Annotated in this window: 15 protein-coding genes and 1 tRNA gene; 6 read left to right on the top strand and 10 right to left on the bottom strand. The window is 57.6% G+C overall.

What is annotated here, in order from left to right; translation table 11 throughout:
• Positions 1-130: 130 nt before the first annotated feature.
• Positions 131-724, top strand: a complete 594-nt coding sequence (locus AC2FI9_RS01150; protein WP_496764815.1) for a sulfotransferase family 2 domain-containing protein — start codon at positions 131-133, stop codon at positions 722-724.
• Here the strand turns inward: AC2FI9_RS01150 and AC2FI9_RS01145 are convergent, their stop codons facing one another.
• From AC2FI9_RS01145 to guaB, 3 genes are all read right to left on the bottom strand, one after another.
• A complete protein-coding gene (locus AC2FI9_RS01145) occupies positions 725-3,019 on the bottom strand; it encodes an ATP-binding protein (protein ID WP_496764812.1) in 2,295 nt (764 codons plus the stop codon).
• 89 nt (positions 3,020-3,108) lie between these two features.
• Positions 3,109-4,281 carry an RsmB/NOP family class I SAM-dependent RNA methyltransferase gene (locus tag AC2FI9_RS01140; protein ID WP_496764810.1) on the bottom strand — a complete coding sequence of 391 codons (1,173 nt, stop codon included), beginning with the start codon at positions 4,279-4,281 and terminating at the stop codon, positions 3,109-3,111.
• A gap of 83 nt (positions 4,282-4,364) precedes the next feature.
• Complete coding sequence (guaB, locus tag AC2FI9_RS01135; RefSeq protein WP_496764808.1) at positions 4,365-5,813, bottom strand: IMP dehydrogenase; 1,449 nt, start codon at positions 5,811-5,813, stop codon at positions 4,365-4,367.
• A 217-nt stretch (positions 5,814-6,030) separates the two neighbouring features.
• Between guaB and AC2FI9_RS01130 the strand changes: the two genes are divergently transcribed.
• Both AC2FI9_RS01130 and AC2FI9_RS01125 read left to right on the top strand, forming a co-directional pair.
• Positions 6,031-8,073 carry an ASKHA domain-containing protein gene (locus tag AC2FI9_RS01130; RefSeq protein ID WP_496764806.1) on the top strand — a complete coding sequence of 681 codons (2,043 nt, stop codon included), beginning with the start codon at positions 6,031-6,033 and terminating at the stop codon, positions 8,071-8,073.
• Between the two features lie 23 nt (positions 8,074-8,096).
• Positions 8,097-8,954, top strand: coding sequence for a class I SAM-dependent methyltransferase (locus AC2FI9_RS01125; protein WP_496764805.1), 858 nt, complete (start codon positions 8,097-8,099; stop codon positions 8,952-8,954).
• A gap of 66 nt (positions 8,955-9,020) precedes the next feature.
• Here AC2FI9_RS01125 and AC2FI9_RS01120 read toward each other — a convergent pair.
• From AC2FI9_RS01120 to AC2FI9_RS01105, 4 genes are all read right to left on the bottom strand, one after another.
• A tRNA-Gly gene (locus AC2FI9_RS01120) sits at positions 9,021-9,094 on the bottom strand.
• A gap of 387 nt (positions 9,095-9,481) precedes the next feature.
• Positions 9,482-10,543 (bottom strand): methyltetrahydrofolate cobalamin methyltransferase, encoded by a 1,062-nt coding sequence (locus AC2FI9_RS01115; RefSeq protein WP_058271694.1) that lies wholly within the window; start codon positions 10,541-10,543, stop codon positions 9,482-9,484.
• 9 nt (positions 10,544-10,552) lie between these two features.
• Positions 10,553-11,479, bottom strand: coding sequence for a methylenetetrahydrofolate reductase (locus AC2FI9_RS01110; RefSeq protein WP_496764802.1), 927 nt, complete (start codon positions 11,477-11,479; stop codon positions 10,553-10,555).
• A 26-nt stretch (positions 11,480-11,505) separates the two neighbouring features.
• Positions 11,506-11,802, bottom strand: coding sequence for a virulence factor (locus AC2FI9_RS01105; protein ID WP_496764798.1), 297 nt, complete (start codon positions 11,800-11,802; stop codon positions 11,506-11,508).
• Between the two features lie 241 nt (positions 11,803-12,043).
• Between AC2FI9_RS01105 and AC2FI9_RS01100 the strand changes: the two genes are divergently transcribed.
• Positions 12,044-13,156 carry a Ppx/GppA phosphatase family protein gene (locus tag AC2FI9_RS01100; RefSeq protein WP_108858582.1) on the top strand — a complete coding sequence of 371 codons (1,113 nt, stop codon included), beginning with the start codon at positions 12,044-12,046 and terminating at the stop codon, positions 13,154-13,156.
• Positions 13,156-13,872 carry an RlmE family RNA methyltransferase gene (locus AC2FI9_RS01095; protein WP_058271698.1) on the top strand — a complete coding sequence of 239 codons (717 nt, stop codon included), beginning with the start codon at positions 13,156-13,158 and terminating at the stop codon, positions 13,870-13,872. The genes AC2FI9_RS01100 and AC2FI9_RS01095 overlap by 1 nt, the downstream gene beginning before the upstream one ends.
• 1 nt (position 13,873) lies before the next feature.
• Here the strand turns inward: AC2FI9_RS01095 and AC2FI9_RS01090 are convergent, their stop codons facing one another.
• The 3 genes from AC2FI9_RS01090 to AC2FI9_RS01080 all read right to left on the bottom strand — a co-directional run bounded on the left by AC2FI9_RS01090 (position 13,874) and on the right by AC2FI9_RS01080 (position 16,924).
• Positions 13,874-14,062, bottom strand: coding sequence for a hypothetical protein (locus AC2FI9_RS01090; RefSeq protein WP_058277992.1), 189 nt, complete (start codon positions 14,060-14,062; stop codon positions 13,874-13,876).
• Between the two features lie 97 nt (positions 14,063-14,159).
• Positions 14,160-16,061, bottom strand: a complete 1,902-nt coding sequence (locus tag AC2FI9_RS01085) for a multiheme c-type cytochrome (protein WP_496764793.1) — start codon at positions 16,059-16,061, stop codon at positions 14,160-14,162.
• Entirely contained in the window at positions 16,058-16,924 is an 867-nt protein-coding gene (locus AC2FI9_RS01080; protein ID WP_496764791.1) for a YihY/virulence factor BrkB family protein, read from the bottom strand. Before AC2FI9_RS01080 ends, AC2FI9_RS01085 begins: the two co-directional genes overlap by 4 nt.
• Positions 16,925-17,102: 178 nt before the next feature.
• Between AC2FI9_RS01080 and AC2FI9_RS01075 the strand changes: the two genes are divergently transcribed.
• Complete coding sequence (locus AC2FI9_RS01075; RefSeq protein WP_496727108.1) at positions 17,103-18,188, top strand: AI-2E family transporter; 1,086 nt, start codon at positions 17,103-17,105, stop codon at positions 18,186-18,188.
• Positions 18,189-18,191 lie beyond the last annotated feature (3 nt).

The following is an 18,191-nucleotide window of genomic DNA, read 5'->3' as shown; positions in this document are numbered from 1 at the left end:
TCTTGTTCCTTATGGGACCAAAAAGAGAACATTTCAACTAAAACTTACAATACTTACTGTTCGGCAATTGTGTTAAAGAGTCGTTTACGCCAATCTGCGACTACAAAATCAAGCTGCGAAGGGCGAATAAATGCTTGTTTTCTATAAAGAACGCCTTGCGTTTCTGGCAGTTCCAAAAACAGGCAGCACGGCCTATCACACCGCCCTAAGCGCGCGGGCCGACTTTGTCGTCACCGGACCGCCCGAATTGAAACATGCGCCTGTTCGCCGTTATGATAGGTTTTTTCAGAACATTTTTCGCAAAATGTATGACACCGAAATGGAAATCATGGCCGTCGTGCGCGAACCTATCGACTGGCTCGGCAGTTGGTACAAATACCGCAGCCGGGACGACCGCATCGGGCATCCGCATTCAACCCGCGACCTGAACTTTGATGATTTTGTGCAAAGTTACATGCAAAACCCCCGCCCGGAATTCGCAGATGTCGGCAGTCAAAGCCAGTTTTTCCGCACCCGTAACAACGGTTTCGGTGCGACGCATGTTTTTAAATACGAAAATCAAGACAAGATCCTGAACTTTCTGCAGGACCGGTTGAACATGGAAATCACCCTGCAGCGCGAGAATGTCTCACCAAAGCGCGACCTATTCTTGTCGCCGGAAACGGAAAAGAAGTTCCGCAAACACCACGCCGCCGAATTTTCCTGCCACGAAACGGCGCTTTAGTCAGTTTAGTTGGTTAAACACAGCCTGGGTCAACTGCGTCAGAGAGAACGGCTTGGGCAAAAAGGTGGAATTCGCAACCTCGGGGCCTGAATCACCAAAGGCGCCTTCGGTATAGCCAGACATAAAGATCACCCGCACGTTCGGTCGGGTCTCCATCGCTTTGCGCACCCAGGTTGGCCCGTCCATGCCGGGCATGACCACGTCTGTCACGAAAGCATCCACATGCACCGACCCATCCTCCAGCAGGTGCAGCGCCTCTTCGGCGGATCCGGCTTCGAGCACGGTGTAGCCCTTCAATCGCAATGCACGTGTGGCAAAGGCCCGAACCGGGGCCTCATCCTCGACCAGCAGAACTACGCCTTCACCCTGCCGGGACGTTGGGTTTTCCGGAAAGCTGGCGATGTCCTGGTCAATTTTCTGCGGTGCGGTTGAAACCGGCAGATACACGGTAAATTCGGTTCCCTTGCCCTGAATGCTATCGACAAAGATGAACCCTCCGGTCTGCTTGACGATGCCGTAGACCGTCGACAATCCAAGACCGGTCCCCTCACCGGTGCGCTTGGTCGTATAGAATGGCTCAAACACTTTTTGCAGCTTGTCTGCGGGAATGCCTGTGCCGCTGTCGATCACTTTCACGGTGACGTATTCGCCGGGTTGAACCGTTGCACGATCCCGCCGGAACGGTTCAGTCAGAGAAATAACCTCAGTCTCGATGCGCACCTCGCCACCTTCGGGCATCGCGTCCCGTGCGTTCACAACCAGGTTCATAAACACCTGTTCGAGCTGCCTTTTGTCTGCGCGCACAGGCTTCAGCACGGGATCATGGCTTAACGTCAGGCGAACCTTTTCGCCCACCAAGCGGTTCAAAAGATGGATCAGGTCGGAAATTGTGTCGCGCAGGTCCAGAACCTCGGGCTGCAAAGTCTGCTTTCGCGAGAATGCAAGAAGTTGACTGACCAACGCCGCGGCCCGGTTGGCGTTCTGGTTGATCTGAACCAGGTCACCATAGTTCGGATCATTCTGATCATGCCGCAGCAGCAATAGATCGCAATGCCCCGAAATCGCAGTCAGAAGGTTGTTAAAATCATGAGCCACGCCGCCCGCCAATTGCCCGACAGCCTGCATCTTTTGCCCCTGCACGAACTGAGCTTCCAGTGTCTTCAACTCGGTCGCATCATTCAGGACGGCGATCAGACAAGTCTGTCCCTTGCACGTCACTCGGTTCAGTGTGACCTGCACGAAAACTTCTTTGTCCTGACGTGACAGGCGAAGAAATTCCGACCGGGGAACGGCATTCTCTTCGGTCGCGGTGCGGGTCAACCAATCCAGGATGGGATAGCCGAGCCCGTGCATGATTTCGGCCACATTCGACTTGCCCGGCTGGATCTCTCCGATCAGCTTGATCGCCATCCGGTTCGCATCCAGAATTTCGCCTTCGGGTGACAGACACATCACCGGCACTGGCAACTCAGCGAACGGGGCATCGCCCCCGGATGGACCCGCAGATTTCATCGGCAACAAAAGCAGATCGCGCACAGTGCCCGAGCGGGACAGCTCAGACACGGTCACAGGCACCCGCCCGTCCGAAGTTTCAGCCAGCGAGATTTCACCCGGTTGCGGGATGTCATTGGGAAATATCTTACCCATAACGTCGGGCCTGTGACCGATCATGGCCTCTGCCATTCCATTCACGCGCAGAATTGCCCCATTGCGACCCTCTGTCAGCACTGGAACAGGGGCGTCATCCCATTGCCCGCCTTCAATTAGATGAAACCGCCAGCAGAACACATCCTGCCCCACGCTGAAAACCGAGATCGGGATTGTCGAGCCAACGGTCACGATATCTTCGCGGGCGCGTTCGTGGATTTCTGCGATGGATTGCAGGCGCAGCAGGATCGCTGCGGGGTTAGCGAATTTGGATTTCAGGCAATGCTGCAATCGCGCACCCGGAAAAGCATTTATCTGCGCCCTTGCCCGCGTGTTCGCGCTCAGAATATCGCCATTTGCGTTGGCGATCACCGTCGGACACAAGTCATGTTCGGTGAAGACGGCCATCACTTCTGCCGAATTGCGTGCCGTCCGTTCGGCCGTGAACCCCCGAAAAACAACAAGAAGACCGGCGGATAACAGCGAGACGCCAGCAACAACAAGCCCCGTATTCCAGGCGGTCGGTAACACGTCTGTCAACGGTGTTACGCTCAGCAATGTGCCCAGAACAACGAGCGGTACAAGGCGCGAGAAGGCCGGCGTTTTTCGCGAGGTCGGTTCAGAAAAGATCTCTGCAGTGTCGGACATTAACAACTCAGGTCAAAAGGCTTTGTCACACTCAGCCCGAATTTGGTTAACGCCTCCTTAAGGACAGCGGAAACTTCTACCCAAGGTTGTTATTCAATGACGTGATATCGCGTCAAGTGCGACGTAAAGAACCCGTCTACACCGTGTGTCACAAGCCACGACTTTCGCAGCGTTTCGGTCCAGTCGGGATTCAGTTTCAGAAATCCGTCGACAATATCGCCGTTTTCGTCATCCAACATGGAACAGGTTGCATAGGTCAAAATTCCACCCGGTCCAACCAGTTGAGCGGCGGAATTCAGGATGTCGGACTGAAGTACATTTAGCGCGTGCAACCCCTTTTCCGACAGTGACCATTTACCTGCCGGGGCACGCCGCCACGAGCCGCTGCCCGAGCATGGCGCATCCGTCAGGACAATATCGAACGGCGCCTGACGGGCCACATCTTCCGGCTGCAGGCAGGTAACACGCACACCGGCCCGTTTCGTCCGCGTCGGCAGATCGCGCATGCGCCCTACGTTCACATCATGCGCAAAGACCTCGACACCCGAATGGGCCGCCAGAGCCAAGGACTTGCCGCCACCGCCTGCGCAATAATCCAGAACACGCAGACCTGGCTGGAGATCGAGCGCTGCGACCACGGCTTGGCTGGCTGCGTCCTGCAATTCAACCAGACCTTCGGAATAAGCGCGGCTTTGGGCAATTTTCCGGGCCCCATCAGTGACCTCTAGGGCGGTTTCACACGCCGGATGGTCCTGCGCGCTGATCCCATCAACGGTCAAAGCAGCAATCACATCAGCACGATCGGTTTTGGCAAGATTAGCACGCAAATGAACAGGTGCACGGGTTTGCAATACCTGTGCCGCCGCCTCTGCCTGATCCCCGAGCGACGTTTGAAAGCGCGGCCAGAGCCATTCGGGGATGTCGCACCGCTCGGCATCCGAGCTGAACGCGCGCGGTGCATCGGCGGCGGTTAACGGCTCTGGCGTATATCGTTCGCCTGTAAACAGCGCCTCTGGATCACCGCCGGTTGACCGGATCGAACCGATCATCAACCCGCGCCCGGTTTCTGCCCCGCCCAAGGCCGAGAAGGACCGTTTGCAACGCAGCGCTTCGAAAACGTGATCGCGCACGGCGGCCCGGTCTTTCGAGCCCGCAAACCGGCTGCGGCGCGCCCATCCTGTCAAAGCCTTTTCAACCGGTGCCCCTGCGAGGATATCATCAAGGATTTCAATCGAAGCCTGAACACGCGCTGCTGGGGTCATAAGATATTTCCGATTTCTCTGCCAAACCCAAAAAACGCAAAACGGCGCCCGCGTTGGAGCGCCGTGCTGCAAACTCTGTTGCGTCACATTACCCGGTAGTTCGGGCTTTCACGCGTGATCTGAACGTCATGCACATGGCTTTCTTTCAGGCCAGCGCCGGTGATTTTGACGAAGTTACAGTTCTTGCGCATTTCTTCGACCGTTGCACAGCCGGTATAACCCATCGCCGCGCGCAGGCCGCCGACCAGCTGGTGAACTACTGCACTGGCCGATCCCTTGTAGGGCACCTGCCCTTCGATCCCTTCGGGAACCAGCTTGTCGCTGGCCGCGTCTTTCTGGAAATAGCGATCCGCCGACCCGCGTGCCATGGCGCCAAGGCTGCCCATACCACGATAGGATTTGAACGAACGGCCCTGGTACAGGATCACCTCACCCGGGCTTTCATCCGTTCCCGCGATCATCGAGCCAACCATTGCACAGGACGCGCCTGCGGCAATGGCCTTGGCGAAATCGCCTGAGAATTTGATGCCACCATCGGCGATGACCGGAACATCTCCGGCAGCCGTCGCGCAGTCCATGATCGCTGTCAATTGGGGTACGCCGACGCCTGCAACCATCCGGGTTGTGCAGATGGAGCCCGGCCCTATGCCAACCTTGATTGCATCCGCACCGGCATCGATAAGCGCCTTGGTGGCCTCGCTCGTCGCTACATTGCCCGCAATGATCTGGACCTCGTTTGAGAGTGTCTTGACCCGCCGCACCGCGTCCAGAACGCCCTGCGAATGCCCATGAGCAGTGTCGACCACGATGATATCAACGCCCGAATCCACCAACTGTTCGGACCGTTCGAAACCAGAATCACCAACAGAAGTCGCCGCAGCGACCCGCAGGCGTCCCAGCCGGTCCTTACAGGCGGTCGGGTTCAGCACGGCTTGCTCGGTATCTTTCAGGGTCAGCAGGCCTGTAAGCTTGCCCTCACCATCGACCACCAGCAGTTTTTCGATCCGGCGGGCTTTCATAAGGCTCTTGGCCTCTTCCAGATCTGCAGGTTCCTGCAGCATCGCCAAATTGTCCGATGTCATCATCACGTGAACCGGCGTCTCGTCCGAGGTCGCAAAGCGCATGTCGCGATTGGTCAGGATACCCACGACGCGCCCGCTTTCATCGACGACCGGGAAGCCGGTAAAGTTATAGCGCTGCACCAGCGCCTTCGCGTCCGCCAGCGTTTGGTTCACGCTCAGCGTGACCGGGTTGTACACGATGCCCGACTCAAATCGCTTCACGCGACGAATCTCTCGGGCTTGCTCTTCGACCGTTAGGTTCTTGTGAACAACGCCGATACCGCCTGCCTGCGCCATTGCGATGGCCATGCGCGCCTCGGTCACCGTGTCCATGGCCGAGCTGAGCAGCGGGATGTTCATCGTGATTTCACGCGTCACACGCGTGGTCGTATCCGCCGTCGCCGGCAGCACCGACGAGGACGCCGGAACCAAAAGAACATCGTCAAAGGTAAGTGCCTCACGAATCTGCATCTGTTAACCCCATGCAAAAGCCCGTTTGGCGGTGACCCTATTACATGGATTTAACCTAAGGAAAAGCCCCTGACCTAAACTAGTTTGTCGTTGCGGGCAGATGCCGCAGCAAAAAACGACGCTAGACGTACAAAACGTGCCGCTGATTGGCCTTTCACTTTGCGCACAAACCCATATCTTGCGCGACATACGCGCGAATACAAAAGGCAGGCCAAACATGACCACCGACCCCCTTGTCGTCTTTACCCCGTCGGGCAAACGCGGGCATTTCCCCGTGGGTACTCCGGTTCTGACCGCTGCACGGCAGTTGGGTGTTGATCTGGATTCGGTCTGTGGCGGTCGCGGGATTTGCTCGAAGTGTCAAATCACGCCCAGCTATGGCGAGTTTCCCAAGCACGGCGTGTCCGTCTCCGAAGGCGCATTGAGTGAATGGAACGCGGTCGAACAGCGCTATGACGACAAGCGCGGTCTGAAGCCGGGTCGTCGCCTGGGATGTCAGGCGACAGTCCAAGGCGACGTTGTGATCGACGTCCCACCCGAAAGCCAGGTCCACCGTCAGGTTGTCCGCAAAGCCGCCGCGGCGCGTGCCATCACAATGGATCCGGCGACACGGCTGTATTTCGTTGTGGTAGAAGAGCCGGACATGCATTCGCCCACTGGTGATCTGGAACGGCTTGAACGCGCCCTGCGCGAGCAGTGGAACATTGAGGCCGTCACCGCTGACCTGTCCCTGATGTCCAAACTGCAACCCGTTCTGCGCAAAGGCAAATGGGAAGTCACGGTCGCCGTTCACAAAGGCCACAAGGACGAGGTCGCCCGCGTGGTCGAAATCTGGCCCGGTCTGCACGAACATGGGCTGTACGGACTGGCCATCGACCTCGGCTCAACCACAATCGCGGCCCACCTTACCGATCTGGAAACAGGTGAGGTCAAGGCGTCTTCCGGCCTGATGAACCCGCAGATCCGCTTTGGCGAAGACCTTATGAGCCGAGTTTCCTATTCGATGATGAACCCCGGCGGTGATAAGGAGATGACCAAAGCCGTGCGTGAGGCGATCAACGATTTGACCACCTCAATTTCTGAGGAAGCCGGGATTAGTTCCGAACTGATCGTGGAAACGGTGTTCGTCTGCAACCCGGTGATGCACCACCTTCTGCTGGGACTGGACCCGGTTGAGTTGGGTCAGGCCCCCTTTGCGCTGGCGACATCGGAAAGCATGTCCCTGCCCGCGCGGGAGATGGACCTCACAAATATGAACCCGCGCGCTCAGGTTTATATCCTGCCCTGCATTGCGGGCCATGTCGGCGCCGACTGCGCCGCGGTGGCACTGTCAGAAGAACCGGGAAAGTCCGAAGACCTTGTGCTGATCGTGGACGTGGGCACAAACGCAGAAATCTTGCTCGGCAACACCAGCCGCGTTCTGGCCTGCTCTTCGCCCACAGGTCCGGCGTTCGAAGGCGCCCAGATCAGCTCCGGCCAACGCGCAGCACCCGGCGCCATTGAGCGTATCGAAATTGATCCGGTCACCAAAGAACCCCGTTTCCGCGTGATCGGGTCCGAGAAATGGTCCGATGAAGAAGGCTTTGATCAAGAGATTGCCACAAGCGGCATCACAGGCATCTGTGGCTCGGGCATCATCGAAGCGGTCGCCGAGATGCGTATTGCCGGGCTATTGGACGAAAGCGGGCTGATCGGGTCTGCAGAACAGACCGGCACCACCCGTTGCGTCCCCGAAGGCCGCACCCACGCCTATCTGATCCACGACGCCAGCGCCAAGGGCGGTCCGCGCATCACGGTCACGCAGGGCGATATCCGCGCCATCCAACTGGCCAAATCCGCGCTCTATGCCGGTGCACGCCTGTTGATGGATGAAATGAACGTCGACACGGTGGACCGCGTTGTGCTGGCCGGGGCGTTCGGCGCACATATTTCGACCAAGCACGCGATGGTTCTGGGTATGATCCCCGATGCGCCCTTGAACAAAGTCTCAAGTGCAGGCAACGCGGCTGGCACCGGCGCGCGGATTGCCTTGTGCAACATTGGTGCCCGGTCCGAGATTGAGCGTGTCGTGCGTGAGATCACCAAGGTCGAAACGGCCATTGAGCCGAAATTTCAGGACCATTTCGTTGCCGCCAATGCCATCCCGCACAAGACGGATCCGTTCCCGGAATTGTCGCAAGTGGTCACTCTGCCCTCGCCCTCCTTCAATGCCGGTGGTGGAGAAGAAGGCTCTGGTCGCAGACGCCGCAGACGGTCATAGTCACTCCTGACAAAGGGGGCGGCATGCAAATCGCAAACGAGGAACAGGCTGAATATTGGGGGAAATCCCCGTCCGGAGCCAAATGGCTGACCTATGAGGACCAGCTGGATCAACTGATGGCCCCGGTCCTTGATCTGGTGCTAGAACGTGCCGGATTAAAACCCGGCATGCGTGTTCTGGATATCGGCTGCGGTACGGGCGCAAGCGCGATCGCCGCCGCACATGCCGTGGGGCCAGATGGCCATGTTCTGGCTGCCGATGTCTCGCAGCCATTTCTGAACCGCGCATCGGCACGGGCATCCGATGCCGGATCGCAAAACATCACGTTCCAGTTCGCCGACGCCCAGACCTACGCCTTTGAAGCAGCAGACCGAGACGCCATGATCTCGCGATTTGGGGTCATGTTTTTTGAGGATACGGTTGCCGCCTTTACCAACATTACCCGCGCGCTTAAACCCGGCGGCACGATGACCTTTGCCGCCTGGGGGCCATTGCCCGAAAACCCATGGTTCAGAATGCCCCATATCGCGGCCACGGAACGGCTGGGCACGCCGCCCAAGGTCGACCGGAATGCACCGGGCCCCTTGGCGTTTCATGATCGTGAGCGTGTTACCGGGTTGCTGGAAAAGGCAGGTCTAAGCAATATTCGCGCCGATTCTGTTAACCTGATGTTGGACTTTCAAGGCTCTTTGCTGGATTGCGCCGCCCTATGCACCCGCGTTGGCCCCGCCGCCCGTGTTATTACCCATTTCGACGGTAACCCCGACGACGTGACTGCGATCCAACACGCCGTCGCCGAAGCGTTTCACCCCTTTGCCAAAAATGGTGCGGTGCACATCCCGGCTGATATCAACCTATTTCAGGCGCGTCGCCCGGAGTAAATGACCACAGACACAACCACACCCAAAGCGCTGATTTCTAAGCTTTTCCGATGACAAATTGAGTTCTGGAGCGGGTAGCGGGAATCGAACCCGCGCGTTCAGCTTGGGAAGCTGACAGGCTACCATTACATCATACCCGCCGCGTTTTTCACCGATATCACCAGAGGCTTATCGACTTCAAGAACCCATCATCGGAAAAGCGGCACCGCCTTGTTCCGTCCTGACACACCCCATCCTTCGAACAGGACATCGCACCTGGTTCCGTGAAATAGAAATATCTTCTGCCTCAACGCCAGTTGCGCTTGCAGATCGACCAGCTCCACGAAGTATTCTTTTTTTCCAAACGCTTGCTTAAGTCAGAGTCTGCCTGTGTTGGGCGACGATGTTGGCTCATCTTCGTACGTGACGGGTATCGCGATATCGCCACTAATCTAGCGATCTTGTCAGGTTCCGGCGGCGATCAGCACCAATACGAAAAAAGGCCGGACACATGGTCCGGCCTTTGTTCACTGGAACAAATGATTGGATCAGGCGCGACGACGACGCCCGCCACCACGACGGCCACCTACAGCGCCCGCTGCGCCGGCCTCTTCCGGGGATTTGTTGAACCGAATCCACTCGCCACCATGCGGGTCATTATTGGTCAGCAGGTTGGCGGCACGGATGGCTTCCATTTCCTTACCGGCGCGCGGTTTGGTCGAACCCAGACCGAACAGCTGACAGAAGGTTTCGTCATCCATGTCCGCAGGCAGAATGATCCCCTTGGCTTCGACCTCGGCCTTTTTCTCGGCCAGCTTTTTGGGACCCACAGGCAGCGCCACCGGGTTCATGATTGCCGACGTCATGCCTGCGCCCATTGCCATCGGCAGGAACGCATTGTTGATGCCGTGGCGGTTTGGCAGACCAAAGGACACGTTCGAAGCACCACAAGTGGTGTTAACGCCCAGTTCTTCGCGCAGGCGACGGACTAGCGCAAAGACCTGCTGACCAGCGGTTGCCATCGCGCCGATGGGCATCACCAGCGGGTCAACTACGATGTCATGCGCCGGGATGCCGAAATCGGCGGCCCGCTCAACAATCTTCTTGGCCACTTCGAAGCGCACATCGGGATCTTCGGAAATACCGGTGTCATCGTTCGAGATCGCAACAACCGGCACGTTGTATTTTTTGACCAGCGGCAGAACCAGTTCCAGACGATCTTCTTCGCCGGTGACCGAGTTCAGCAACGGGCGGCCCTCGGCAGCTTCAAGACCAGCTTCCAGTGCGCCGGGAACGGACGAGTCGACACATAGCGGAACGTCAACCAGACCCTGCACCAGCTCGACGATCTTACGCATCAGTGGCGGTTCGGTCTCGTTCGGGTTGGGGTTCGAGTTGTAGACAACGCCCGCATTGATATCCAGAACGGTCGCACCGGCCGCAACCTGCGCAATGGCGTCCTTTTCAACGGTTGAGAAATCGCCGGCTTCCAGCTCGGCCGCCAGTTTCTTACGGCCCGTCGGATTGATCCGCTCACCGATCACGCAGAACGGTTCGTCAAAGCCCAGAACGGCAGTTTTTGTTTTTGATTCTACGACTGTACGCGTCATGTCCGTTCCTTAGGAGTTTACAGGCTTTGCCGAAGCGCCGCCGTTATTGATGGCCCAGTTGGCGTTGGTCTTGATGCCGCCAAGCGGGAAGAAGTGTACATTGGTGATGTTGAAATCCGGGTTGGCCGCTTTGTGGTTGGCCAGTTCGGTGATCACATCGGTCGGCTCATAAGGCAGCAGCAGCTTCGACACATCCATCGCACGCTTTTGCAGGACCTTCAGCGACGGGCCAACACCGCAGGCGATGGCGAATTTGATTAGGGTCTGCAGCTTGGCCGGACCCGCGATACCAATATGGATCGGAATATCAATACCAGCTTCTTTCAGACTGTCGGCCCATTCGATGATCGGTTTGGCTTCAAACGCAAACTGCGTTGCCAGCGCCATTTCGGCATTCGTGGTTTCGCTGAATTTCTGCTTCCAGCGCAGGGCGTCGTCGACATTCTTCGTCGAGCCGTCGGGGTCGATGTCCTTGTTGCCCTCGGGGTGACCTGCGACGTGCAGGCGCTTGAAACCCGCCTTGTCGAACAAACCGCTTTCCAGCAACTGCATCGAGCTGTCGAAATCGCCGTGCGGGTTGGTAACACCACCGGCCAGCAGCAATGCCTGATCAACGCCCGCCTCGCCCTGATACATGGAAATCCAGTTTTCCAGCGTGGCGGCGTCCTTGATGATCCGCGCAGGGAAGTGCGGCATCACCGGATAACCTTCGTCAGCGATCCGCTTGGCGGTCTTGACCATATCCTCGATCGGAGTGCCTTCGATATGGGCGATGTAAACGCGCGTGCCTTCGGGCAGCAACGCGCGGAAATCTTCGACCTTTTCGACGGTGCGCGGCATCACCTCGATCGAATAGCCTTGCAAAAAGGCTTCGACGGTCGGGTTTACAGGGCCGTTTTCGACCGCATCACGTTTCTTGAAGTTCAGCAAAGCCATTGCGGCCTCCCATAGATGTCTCGGGCTCAAGCCCAACCGTCATTGGAGATCAGGGCTTTGATGCGGTCCTGATCGTATTCCGTTTCCAAACGCGTGGCTTCGGCCTCGGCAATCTCGGACGGGTCGCCGTCGACTGCAAAGGGGGCCGCCTTGCGCCATTCGGCCAGATAGGCATCGCTGTCCTTGGCGTTCACCTTCATGGCCGCGCGGTCGATGGCTTGTTCGAACCGTTCCTCTAATTGCCGCTTAGCGCCACGACGGCCTTTGCCGACGATGACTTGGGCGGGAATATCGCGCCAGTAAACAATGGTGACGTCAGGCATTGCGTTTGATTCCTCCTAACCAGATGGACCGGTTCTAAACGTCTATGTGGGGGCAAGTCGGTCGATTTTCGACACAAGGCGCATTTTCAGCGACGTTTTTGCCCGCGATGGGATACCAGGGTTGTAACGAAGACTGAACCAAACGCGCATATCAAAATTCTCATCACTTTAATGAGCGTCTTGCACGACGCACACGCCCGACCTATGGTCGGGGTAACTCGAAAATCGGAGGGCGTTTAATATGGCGCCCAAGCGTCCCAAAGGTGCGGGCGCGTTCCCGAAGGCGGTCGAAAGCCCCGCGCCGGCAAGACCCGATCCAGATGCGTTATATGCGGCGCTGGATTTGGGGACAAATAGTTGCCGCATGTTGATAGCCCAGCCCAAGGGCAGTGGGTTTCATGTGGTAGACAGTTTTTCCAAATCCGTGCAGTTGGGCGCGGGTTTGGAACGGACCGGACGTTTGTCTCGGTCTTCGATGGCGCGCACCATTCAGGCGCTGCGCATCTGTCAGCAAAAGCTGAAACGCAACAAGGTCAGGCGCATGCGTCTGGTCGCGACCGAGGCGTGCAGGCGTGCCAAAAACTCACGCGAATTTATCCGACAGGTCAAACGCGAAACCGGACTGACGCTTGAGATCATCCAGCCCGAGGAAGAGGCACGCTTGGCCGTGATCTCTTGTGCACCTCTGGTATCCACCAAGACCGAGCAGTTGCTGGTCGTGGATATTGGTGGCGGATCAACCGAACTGGTGTGGATCGACATCTCATCCGTACCGCGCCGGGACCGCCCCGCCGCGATCATGCGGCTGCACCATGGGTTTCACACGACTGACAGCCCCTTCCCTGCGGCAAAAGTCGTCGACTGGATCAGCGTACCCCTGGGTGTTGCAACCCTGCGCGATCAGTTCAACGACGTCGAAGATGACTCCGCTCGCTTTGCCCTGATGAGCTGGTTTTTCGAAGAAAACCTTGCCGATTTCGCACCTTACAAGGACGAGCAAGCCCGCCTCGGGTTCCAGATCGTCGGTACCAGTGGCACGGTTACAACCGTTGCGGCTTCTCACCTTGGACTCAAGCGCTATGACCGGACCAAGGTCGATGGTTTGCGCATGACCAGCGATCAGATTGACAAAGTCATACGAGGGTATCTAGAACTCGGCCCTCAGGGTCGCCGACGTGATCCCCGGATTGGGGATGACCGGCAGGCGCTGATCATGTCCGGCTCGGCCATTTTGCAGGCGCTGTTAAGATGCTGGCCCACCGATCGCCTTTCAGTGGCAGACCGGGGGCTGCGCGAAGGCCTGCTTTATGCGCAGATGAGTGCGGACGGCGTACTGGAAGACGGACCGTTCTGATGGCGAAGACACCAAGTGGCAAAAACAACTCGGGGCGCGGGCAGCGTGACCTGAAGGTCAAGGTAAAGACTGCACGCGGGCGTAAGCTCAGCTCGACCCGTTGGCTCGAGCGGCAGCTGAACGACCCCTATGTGAAACGTGCGCAGGTCGAAGGGTACCGTGGGCGCGCAGCGTTTAAGATATTGGAGCTGGACGAAAAGTACCGGTTCCTCGTGCCGGGTGCACGTGTCGTCGACCTTGGCTGTGCGCCGGGTGGATGGTTGCAAGTCGCGGTCAAACGAGTGAATGCGCTGGGCGAACGTTCCGGCAAACGGATAGGCACAGTTCTGGGTGTCGACCTGCAAGAGGTCGAACCGGTCGCAGGTGCCGAGGCACATGTGCTGGACTTCATGGAAGACGATGCCGACGACAAGGTCAAAGAGTGGCTGGGCGGCAAGGCTGACGTGGTGATGTCGGACATGGCCGCGTCGTCATCTGGGCACAAGCAAACCGACCACATGCGCATCATGGCTCTGTGCGAAACGGCGGCCTATTTCGCCTTTGACGTACTGGAAGAAGGCGGCACGTTTGTTGCCAAGGTTCTGGCCGGTGGCGCCGAAGGCGATCTGCAAAAGCTGCTGAAGCAGAAATTCGACAAGGTTGCGAATGTGAAACCACCCGCGTCGCGTTCGGACAGTTCCGAGAAGTTCGTTGTCGCAACCGGGTTCCGGGGCTAGATCAGTCGTCCAGCGAAATCCGATCCTCTGTCAGCACCTGTTCGCGCAGTGAAGCGGCGGCAATACCTTGTATCAACAACGCTTCGCCGTGATTGATGTATTCCGGTGGTCGGGCCCGCAATTCCTCGATCCGTTGCGACAAAGCCAGTGGCTTTTTCAGCTTGGACGTGTGGACCGGTTTGAGAAACATGTGTCACCTATAAGCTGGGGCAATTCTTGCCTCAGCTTGATCGGTAACTATGAAATTTGCCGGGAAAATGACGGAAACCGGGCCAAGCCGTGCCGTTTCAGCGGCCCAGTTGTTGTTTCAACTGCAAAAGGTTCGGGTCCTCTGGGATGATCCCTAACCCCTGCTCCAGAACATCGCGTGCGGCCTGAGGCCCACGATTGATCTGCGCCAGTTGCACCAGCATTGGCCAGGCTTCGGCGCGTTGCGGGTCCAGCGCAACGACCTCTTGAAACGCCCGCTCGGCAGCTGGAGCATTGCGGAACGTCAGGGCCATACCGCCAAGCACGAGATGCGTTTCAGGAAAATCCAGACGGTTGGAAATCGCCGACTGCCACTCGGACATGCCCTGCCCCGACAATTGCTGTTGTTCCGCAGTCAGGGCCTGCGGCGGAATGTTCAGAAACTCTTTTGCCGCCGAAATGCGGACGTTTCGCAACGGGTCGGACAGCAGCGGCTCAAGCCGTTGGATTTGATCGGGCAAGCTGGCCTGACGCTGCAACGGCGCTGCGTTTGCGCGAACCAGAGCGTCCTCGTCCTCCAAAAGCCCAGCCGTTCTGGCCGCTATATCAACGGACCCAAAAGGTTGAAGCAGATAGGTGGCCGTGGCGCGCACGATACCGGGTTGATCACGGTCGGTCGCAATGTCCAGAAGTTCCTCCGGCCCATCCGCGCGACCCAACGCTGCCGCCTGAAAGGCCGTCCCGAAATGCGGCTTTCGATGCGCGCTGTCGGGGAACCAGCCTTCGATCTGCTGGGCGGCCCATGTCTGATCCTGATCCGAATGGCAATCGGTGCAGGCGTCCTGCCCAAGCCCCAAATCGGGACGAGGAACACGGAAACTGTGATCGCGCCTACCGTCGACACCCATATAGACACGCTCGATCATATGGCAGGACTTGCACTGCGCACCCTCGCTATTCGCTGGGTGATTGTGATGTTCCGGCACATCGTACTCTTTGGCAGCCAGAGTTGGAAACTTGGGATTCGCGGCAGGCGAGTGACACTGCGTACACACCCCGTTTCCATCTGCCCTCAGACTTGCGCTATGCGGCTCGTGACAATCCATGCAACCTACGCCGCGGTCATACATCTTGGATTGCAGGAACGAGCCATAAACATAGACTTCATCCAAAATCTGACCGTCCGGGTGGTACAGCCCGGGACGCAGGACTGCCAGATTATACGCGTCATGATAAGGCGTTCCGGGCAGCGGATTGCCGTCTCCATGCGCCTCACGGCGGGAATGACAGCCGGCACATTGCTGGATCTCAGCCTCGGTCTGCCCTTTACCCCAATCCATCAGGAACCCGGTATCGCCCAGACCCTGCGGCAGACTTTGTCCCCCGACCCAATCGATATGCGCAGAACCCGGGCCATGGCAGCTTTCGCACCCTACCCCGATCTCGGCCTGAACCGAGTCGTATGTTCTGGTTTCAGCGTTGTACTTTTTCTCAAAACCGGTCGCGTGACATTCCGCACACCGCGCATTCCAGTTCTTGTAAGGTCCGGTCCAGTGCAACCCGTCATCAGGGGGTAAATCCTGATCGGGATAGAGGTGAAACCACTGCTTGTTCTCGGTATCCCAAACAACATCGAAACTCTGCAACCGGCCGGGTTCTGTTTCGAACAAGTATTGCTGCAACGGTTCAATGCCGACGACGGAATGTACGCCGTATTCGGTGGTCACCCCGTCCTTTTCCGTGACTTTCGCACTCAACGCGCCTTCGGTGTCGTTGAATTCAACCGACATCCCGTCATGGTCGAATTGCGTTCCGTCAAAATCGGCAACTACAGCCCCGTCTTCAACCTCTGTCCAGGACAGTGCGTGGTGGGATTTGGACCATGCCGCCGCCTCGTCCTTGTGGCATTCGGCACATTGATCCGACCCGACATAGGCCGGAGACTGGCCAAAGGCGGCCACAGGCACAAACAGCCCGACGCACAACGTCAGAAATTTCACTGAGAACCCCGATCCTGATTGTCTTCCAGATCCATCAAAGCGCCGTTGTATTCGGCACCAAGGATCAGAATTGCCGCGCACAGGTACAAAAAGATCAGCGCCGCCATGACGCCCGCCAAACCCGCATACGTGGCGCTGTAGCTGGCGAATTGCGCGATATAGATCGAGAACCCCCACCCGCCGGCCGCCCACAAGGCCAACGTCAGAACAACACCCGGCAGTATTTGCATCAGCCTGTGCCGCCGCGTTGGCAGGATCAGATGCGCCAACAGGACAGTGCCCGCCGGAACCGCGACCGTGAAGGTCCAGCGCAACCTGTCCACCGACAACCAGTCCGAGACATTCACATCAGTCTTCTCGCTCACCAATTGGGTGTATGCAGGCAAAACGACTTCGACCGCTGCAATGCCTAGAATGGCAACACCACCAACAATCACCAGCCCCAGGCACAGCAACCGGGTTTTCCAGAACGGCCAAACGTCGCTGTCGTGATAAGCCTGGTTCATCGCCGCCCGCACCGCCATCACGCCGTTCGAGGCGAAGAAGATCGCCAAAAGACCACCCAGCGTTATAACGCCCGAGCCGGATTCCTGCAGAACGGCCCGCAATTCAGCCACGATCGGCCCCGCGACGTCTTTGGGCCACGCCCCAAACACAAGCTCGATCAGTTCGTCGGTGACATAACCCTGAGACAACGACCCCGCCAAAGCCACAGTGAACAACACAAATGGAAACAAGGCCATCATCAGAGACATGGCGACGTGGCTGCTCATCACGAACCCGTTTTTGTTGTTGAACCGCCCTACGGCCAGCCACAGGGCTTGAAACGGTTTACCAACGAAAGGAATCACACGTGCATTCATGCGCTCAGCCTAACCCGCCTCGGCTTTGCTCTGAAATGGCAAATCCCTTCAGAACGTAAATTATCTGGCCCAAATGTTTGGGCACATTGCAGAATCTCGACCAGCGGTGCAGGATCATCTTCCAGAGCGACCACCAATCGTTGTAACGTGCCACGCGGCATCACAGGCGGGCTAAGCGATGACTTTGGAACCTGATCAGAACACGGGCGGCCCGCGGCTAAGGCTGTCGGTTGTCCGCGATACGACAATTGTTGCCACGCTGATTGTGCTGGGACTTTACGCCGGCTCGGCTTTTTTGATCCCGCTGACCATGGCTTTGTTGATCAACGTTTTGATTATCGCTCTGAGCGACCGGGTTATCTCGATGGCGCGGGTGCCCGTCTGGCTGGCCAACATCGCCGCGGTCACAGTTGTTTTGGCTGGTTTGTTCGTGATCATGTACATCCTCGGCAGCCAGGCGACGCAGTTCGCCCGATCCATCAGCACGTATGAAACCCAATTCGACGGCGCCGTGAACCGGGTCACGGGGCTGGTTGGCAATGACGTCACCACGTTTATCCGTGACAATCTGGTCAGTATCGATATGTCCTATGTCGCGCGTGTGTTGCTCAGCAGTGCAACATCGTTGCTGAACCAGTTTTTCCTGATCAGCCTGTACGTGGCCTTCCTGATGGCCGAGCGTCTGGCCTTTCGCAAAAAGATACAACTGGCTGCGGGCAATCCCGAAACCGGGGCCGAATTCACCACAATTCTGGATGCGATCACATTCAGCCTGCAGCGCTATGTCGGGGTAAAAACCTTCATCAGTCTGGTCACCGCGGGCATCAGTTACTCGGTCTTCAAGGCGCTTGGACTTGAATACGCCGAGACATGGGCCGTGCTGACATTTGCGCTGAACTTCATCCCGTCCATCGGTTCGATCATCGCGGTGATTTTTCCTGCCATGATTGCGCTGGTTCAATATGAAACGATCGGGCCTTTCCTGATCATCGTGCTTGGCTGCGGCACCATCCAGTTTCTGATCGGCAATTTTGTGGACCCCGCCTTGCTGGGCCGGTCGCTGAACATGTCTACGTTTCTGGTGATCCTCGCGCTGACGTTCTGGACAACCGTTTGGGGGCTTATCGGTGCGTTCCTGAGTGTTCCGTTGACTGTCTGCATTCTGATCATCTTCAGCCATATTCCTGCGCTTAGACCGGTGGCTATTCTGATGTCTCTTGATGGCCGCCTTGGTGATGACAACGTGCCTGCACGGACTCAATAACCT

Source organism: Ruegeria sp. CDSA246, from assembly GCF_059611225.1.
This window is presented reverse-complemented; position numbering and strand designations above follow the sequence as displayed.

Coding starts and splice junctions, on each gene's coding strand:
- AC2FI9_RS01150 (WP_496764815.1), top strand. CDS start 131: ATGCTTGTTTTCTATAAAGAACGCCTTGCGTTTCTGGCAGTTCCAAAA.
- AC2FI9_RS01145 (WP_496764812.1), bottom strand. CDS start 3,019: ATGTCCGACACTGCAGAGATCTTTTCTGAACCGACCTCGCGAAAAACG.
- AC2FI9_RS01140 (WP_496764810.1), bottom strand. CDS start 4,281: ATGACCCCAGCAGCGCGTGTTCAGGCTTCGATTGAAATCCTTGATGAT.
- guaB (WP_496764808.1), bottom strand. CDS start 5,813: ATGCAGATTCGTGAGGCACTTACCTTTGACGATGTTCTTTTGGTTCCG.
- AC2FI9_RS01130 (WP_496764806.1), top strand. CDS start 6,031: ATGACCACCGACCCCCTTGTCGTCTTTACCCCGTCGGGCAAACGCGGG.
- AC2FI9_RS01125 (WP_496764805.1), top strand. CDS start 8,097: ATGCAAATCGCAAACGAGGAACAGGCTGAATATTGGGGGAAATCCCCG.
- AC2FI9_RS01115 (WP_058271694.1), bottom strand. CDS start 10,543: ATGACGCGTACAGTCGTAGAATCAAAAACAAAAACTGCCGTTCTGGGC.
- AC2FI9_RS01110 (WP_496764802.1), bottom strand. CDS start 11,479: ATGGCTTTGCTGAACTTCAAGAAACGTGATGCGGTCGAAAACGGCCCT.
- AC2FI9_RS01105 (WP_496764798.1), bottom strand. CDS start 11,802: ATGCCTGACGTCACCATTGTTTACTGGCGCGATATTCCCGCCCAAGTC.
- AC2FI9_RS01100 (WP_108858582.1), top strand. CDS start 12,044: ATGGCGCCCAAGCGTCCCAAAGGTGCGGGCGCGTTCCCGAAGGCGGTC.
- AC2FI9_RS01095 (WP_058271698.1), top strand. CDS start 13,156: ATGGCGAAGACACCAAGTGGCAAAAACAACTCGGGGCGCGGGCAGCGT.
- AC2FI9_RS01090 (WP_058277992.1), bottom strand. CDS start 14,062: ATGTTTCTCAAACCGGTCCACACGTCCAAGCTGAAAAAGCCACTGGCT.
- AC2FI9_RS01080 (WP_496764791.1), bottom strand. CDS start 16,924: ATGAATGCACGTGTGATTCCTTTCGTTGGTAAACCGTTTCAAGCCCTG.
- AC2FI9_RS01075 (WP_496727108.1), top strand. CDS start 17,103: ATGACTTTGGAACCTGATCAGAACACGGGCGGCCCGCGGCTAAGGCTG.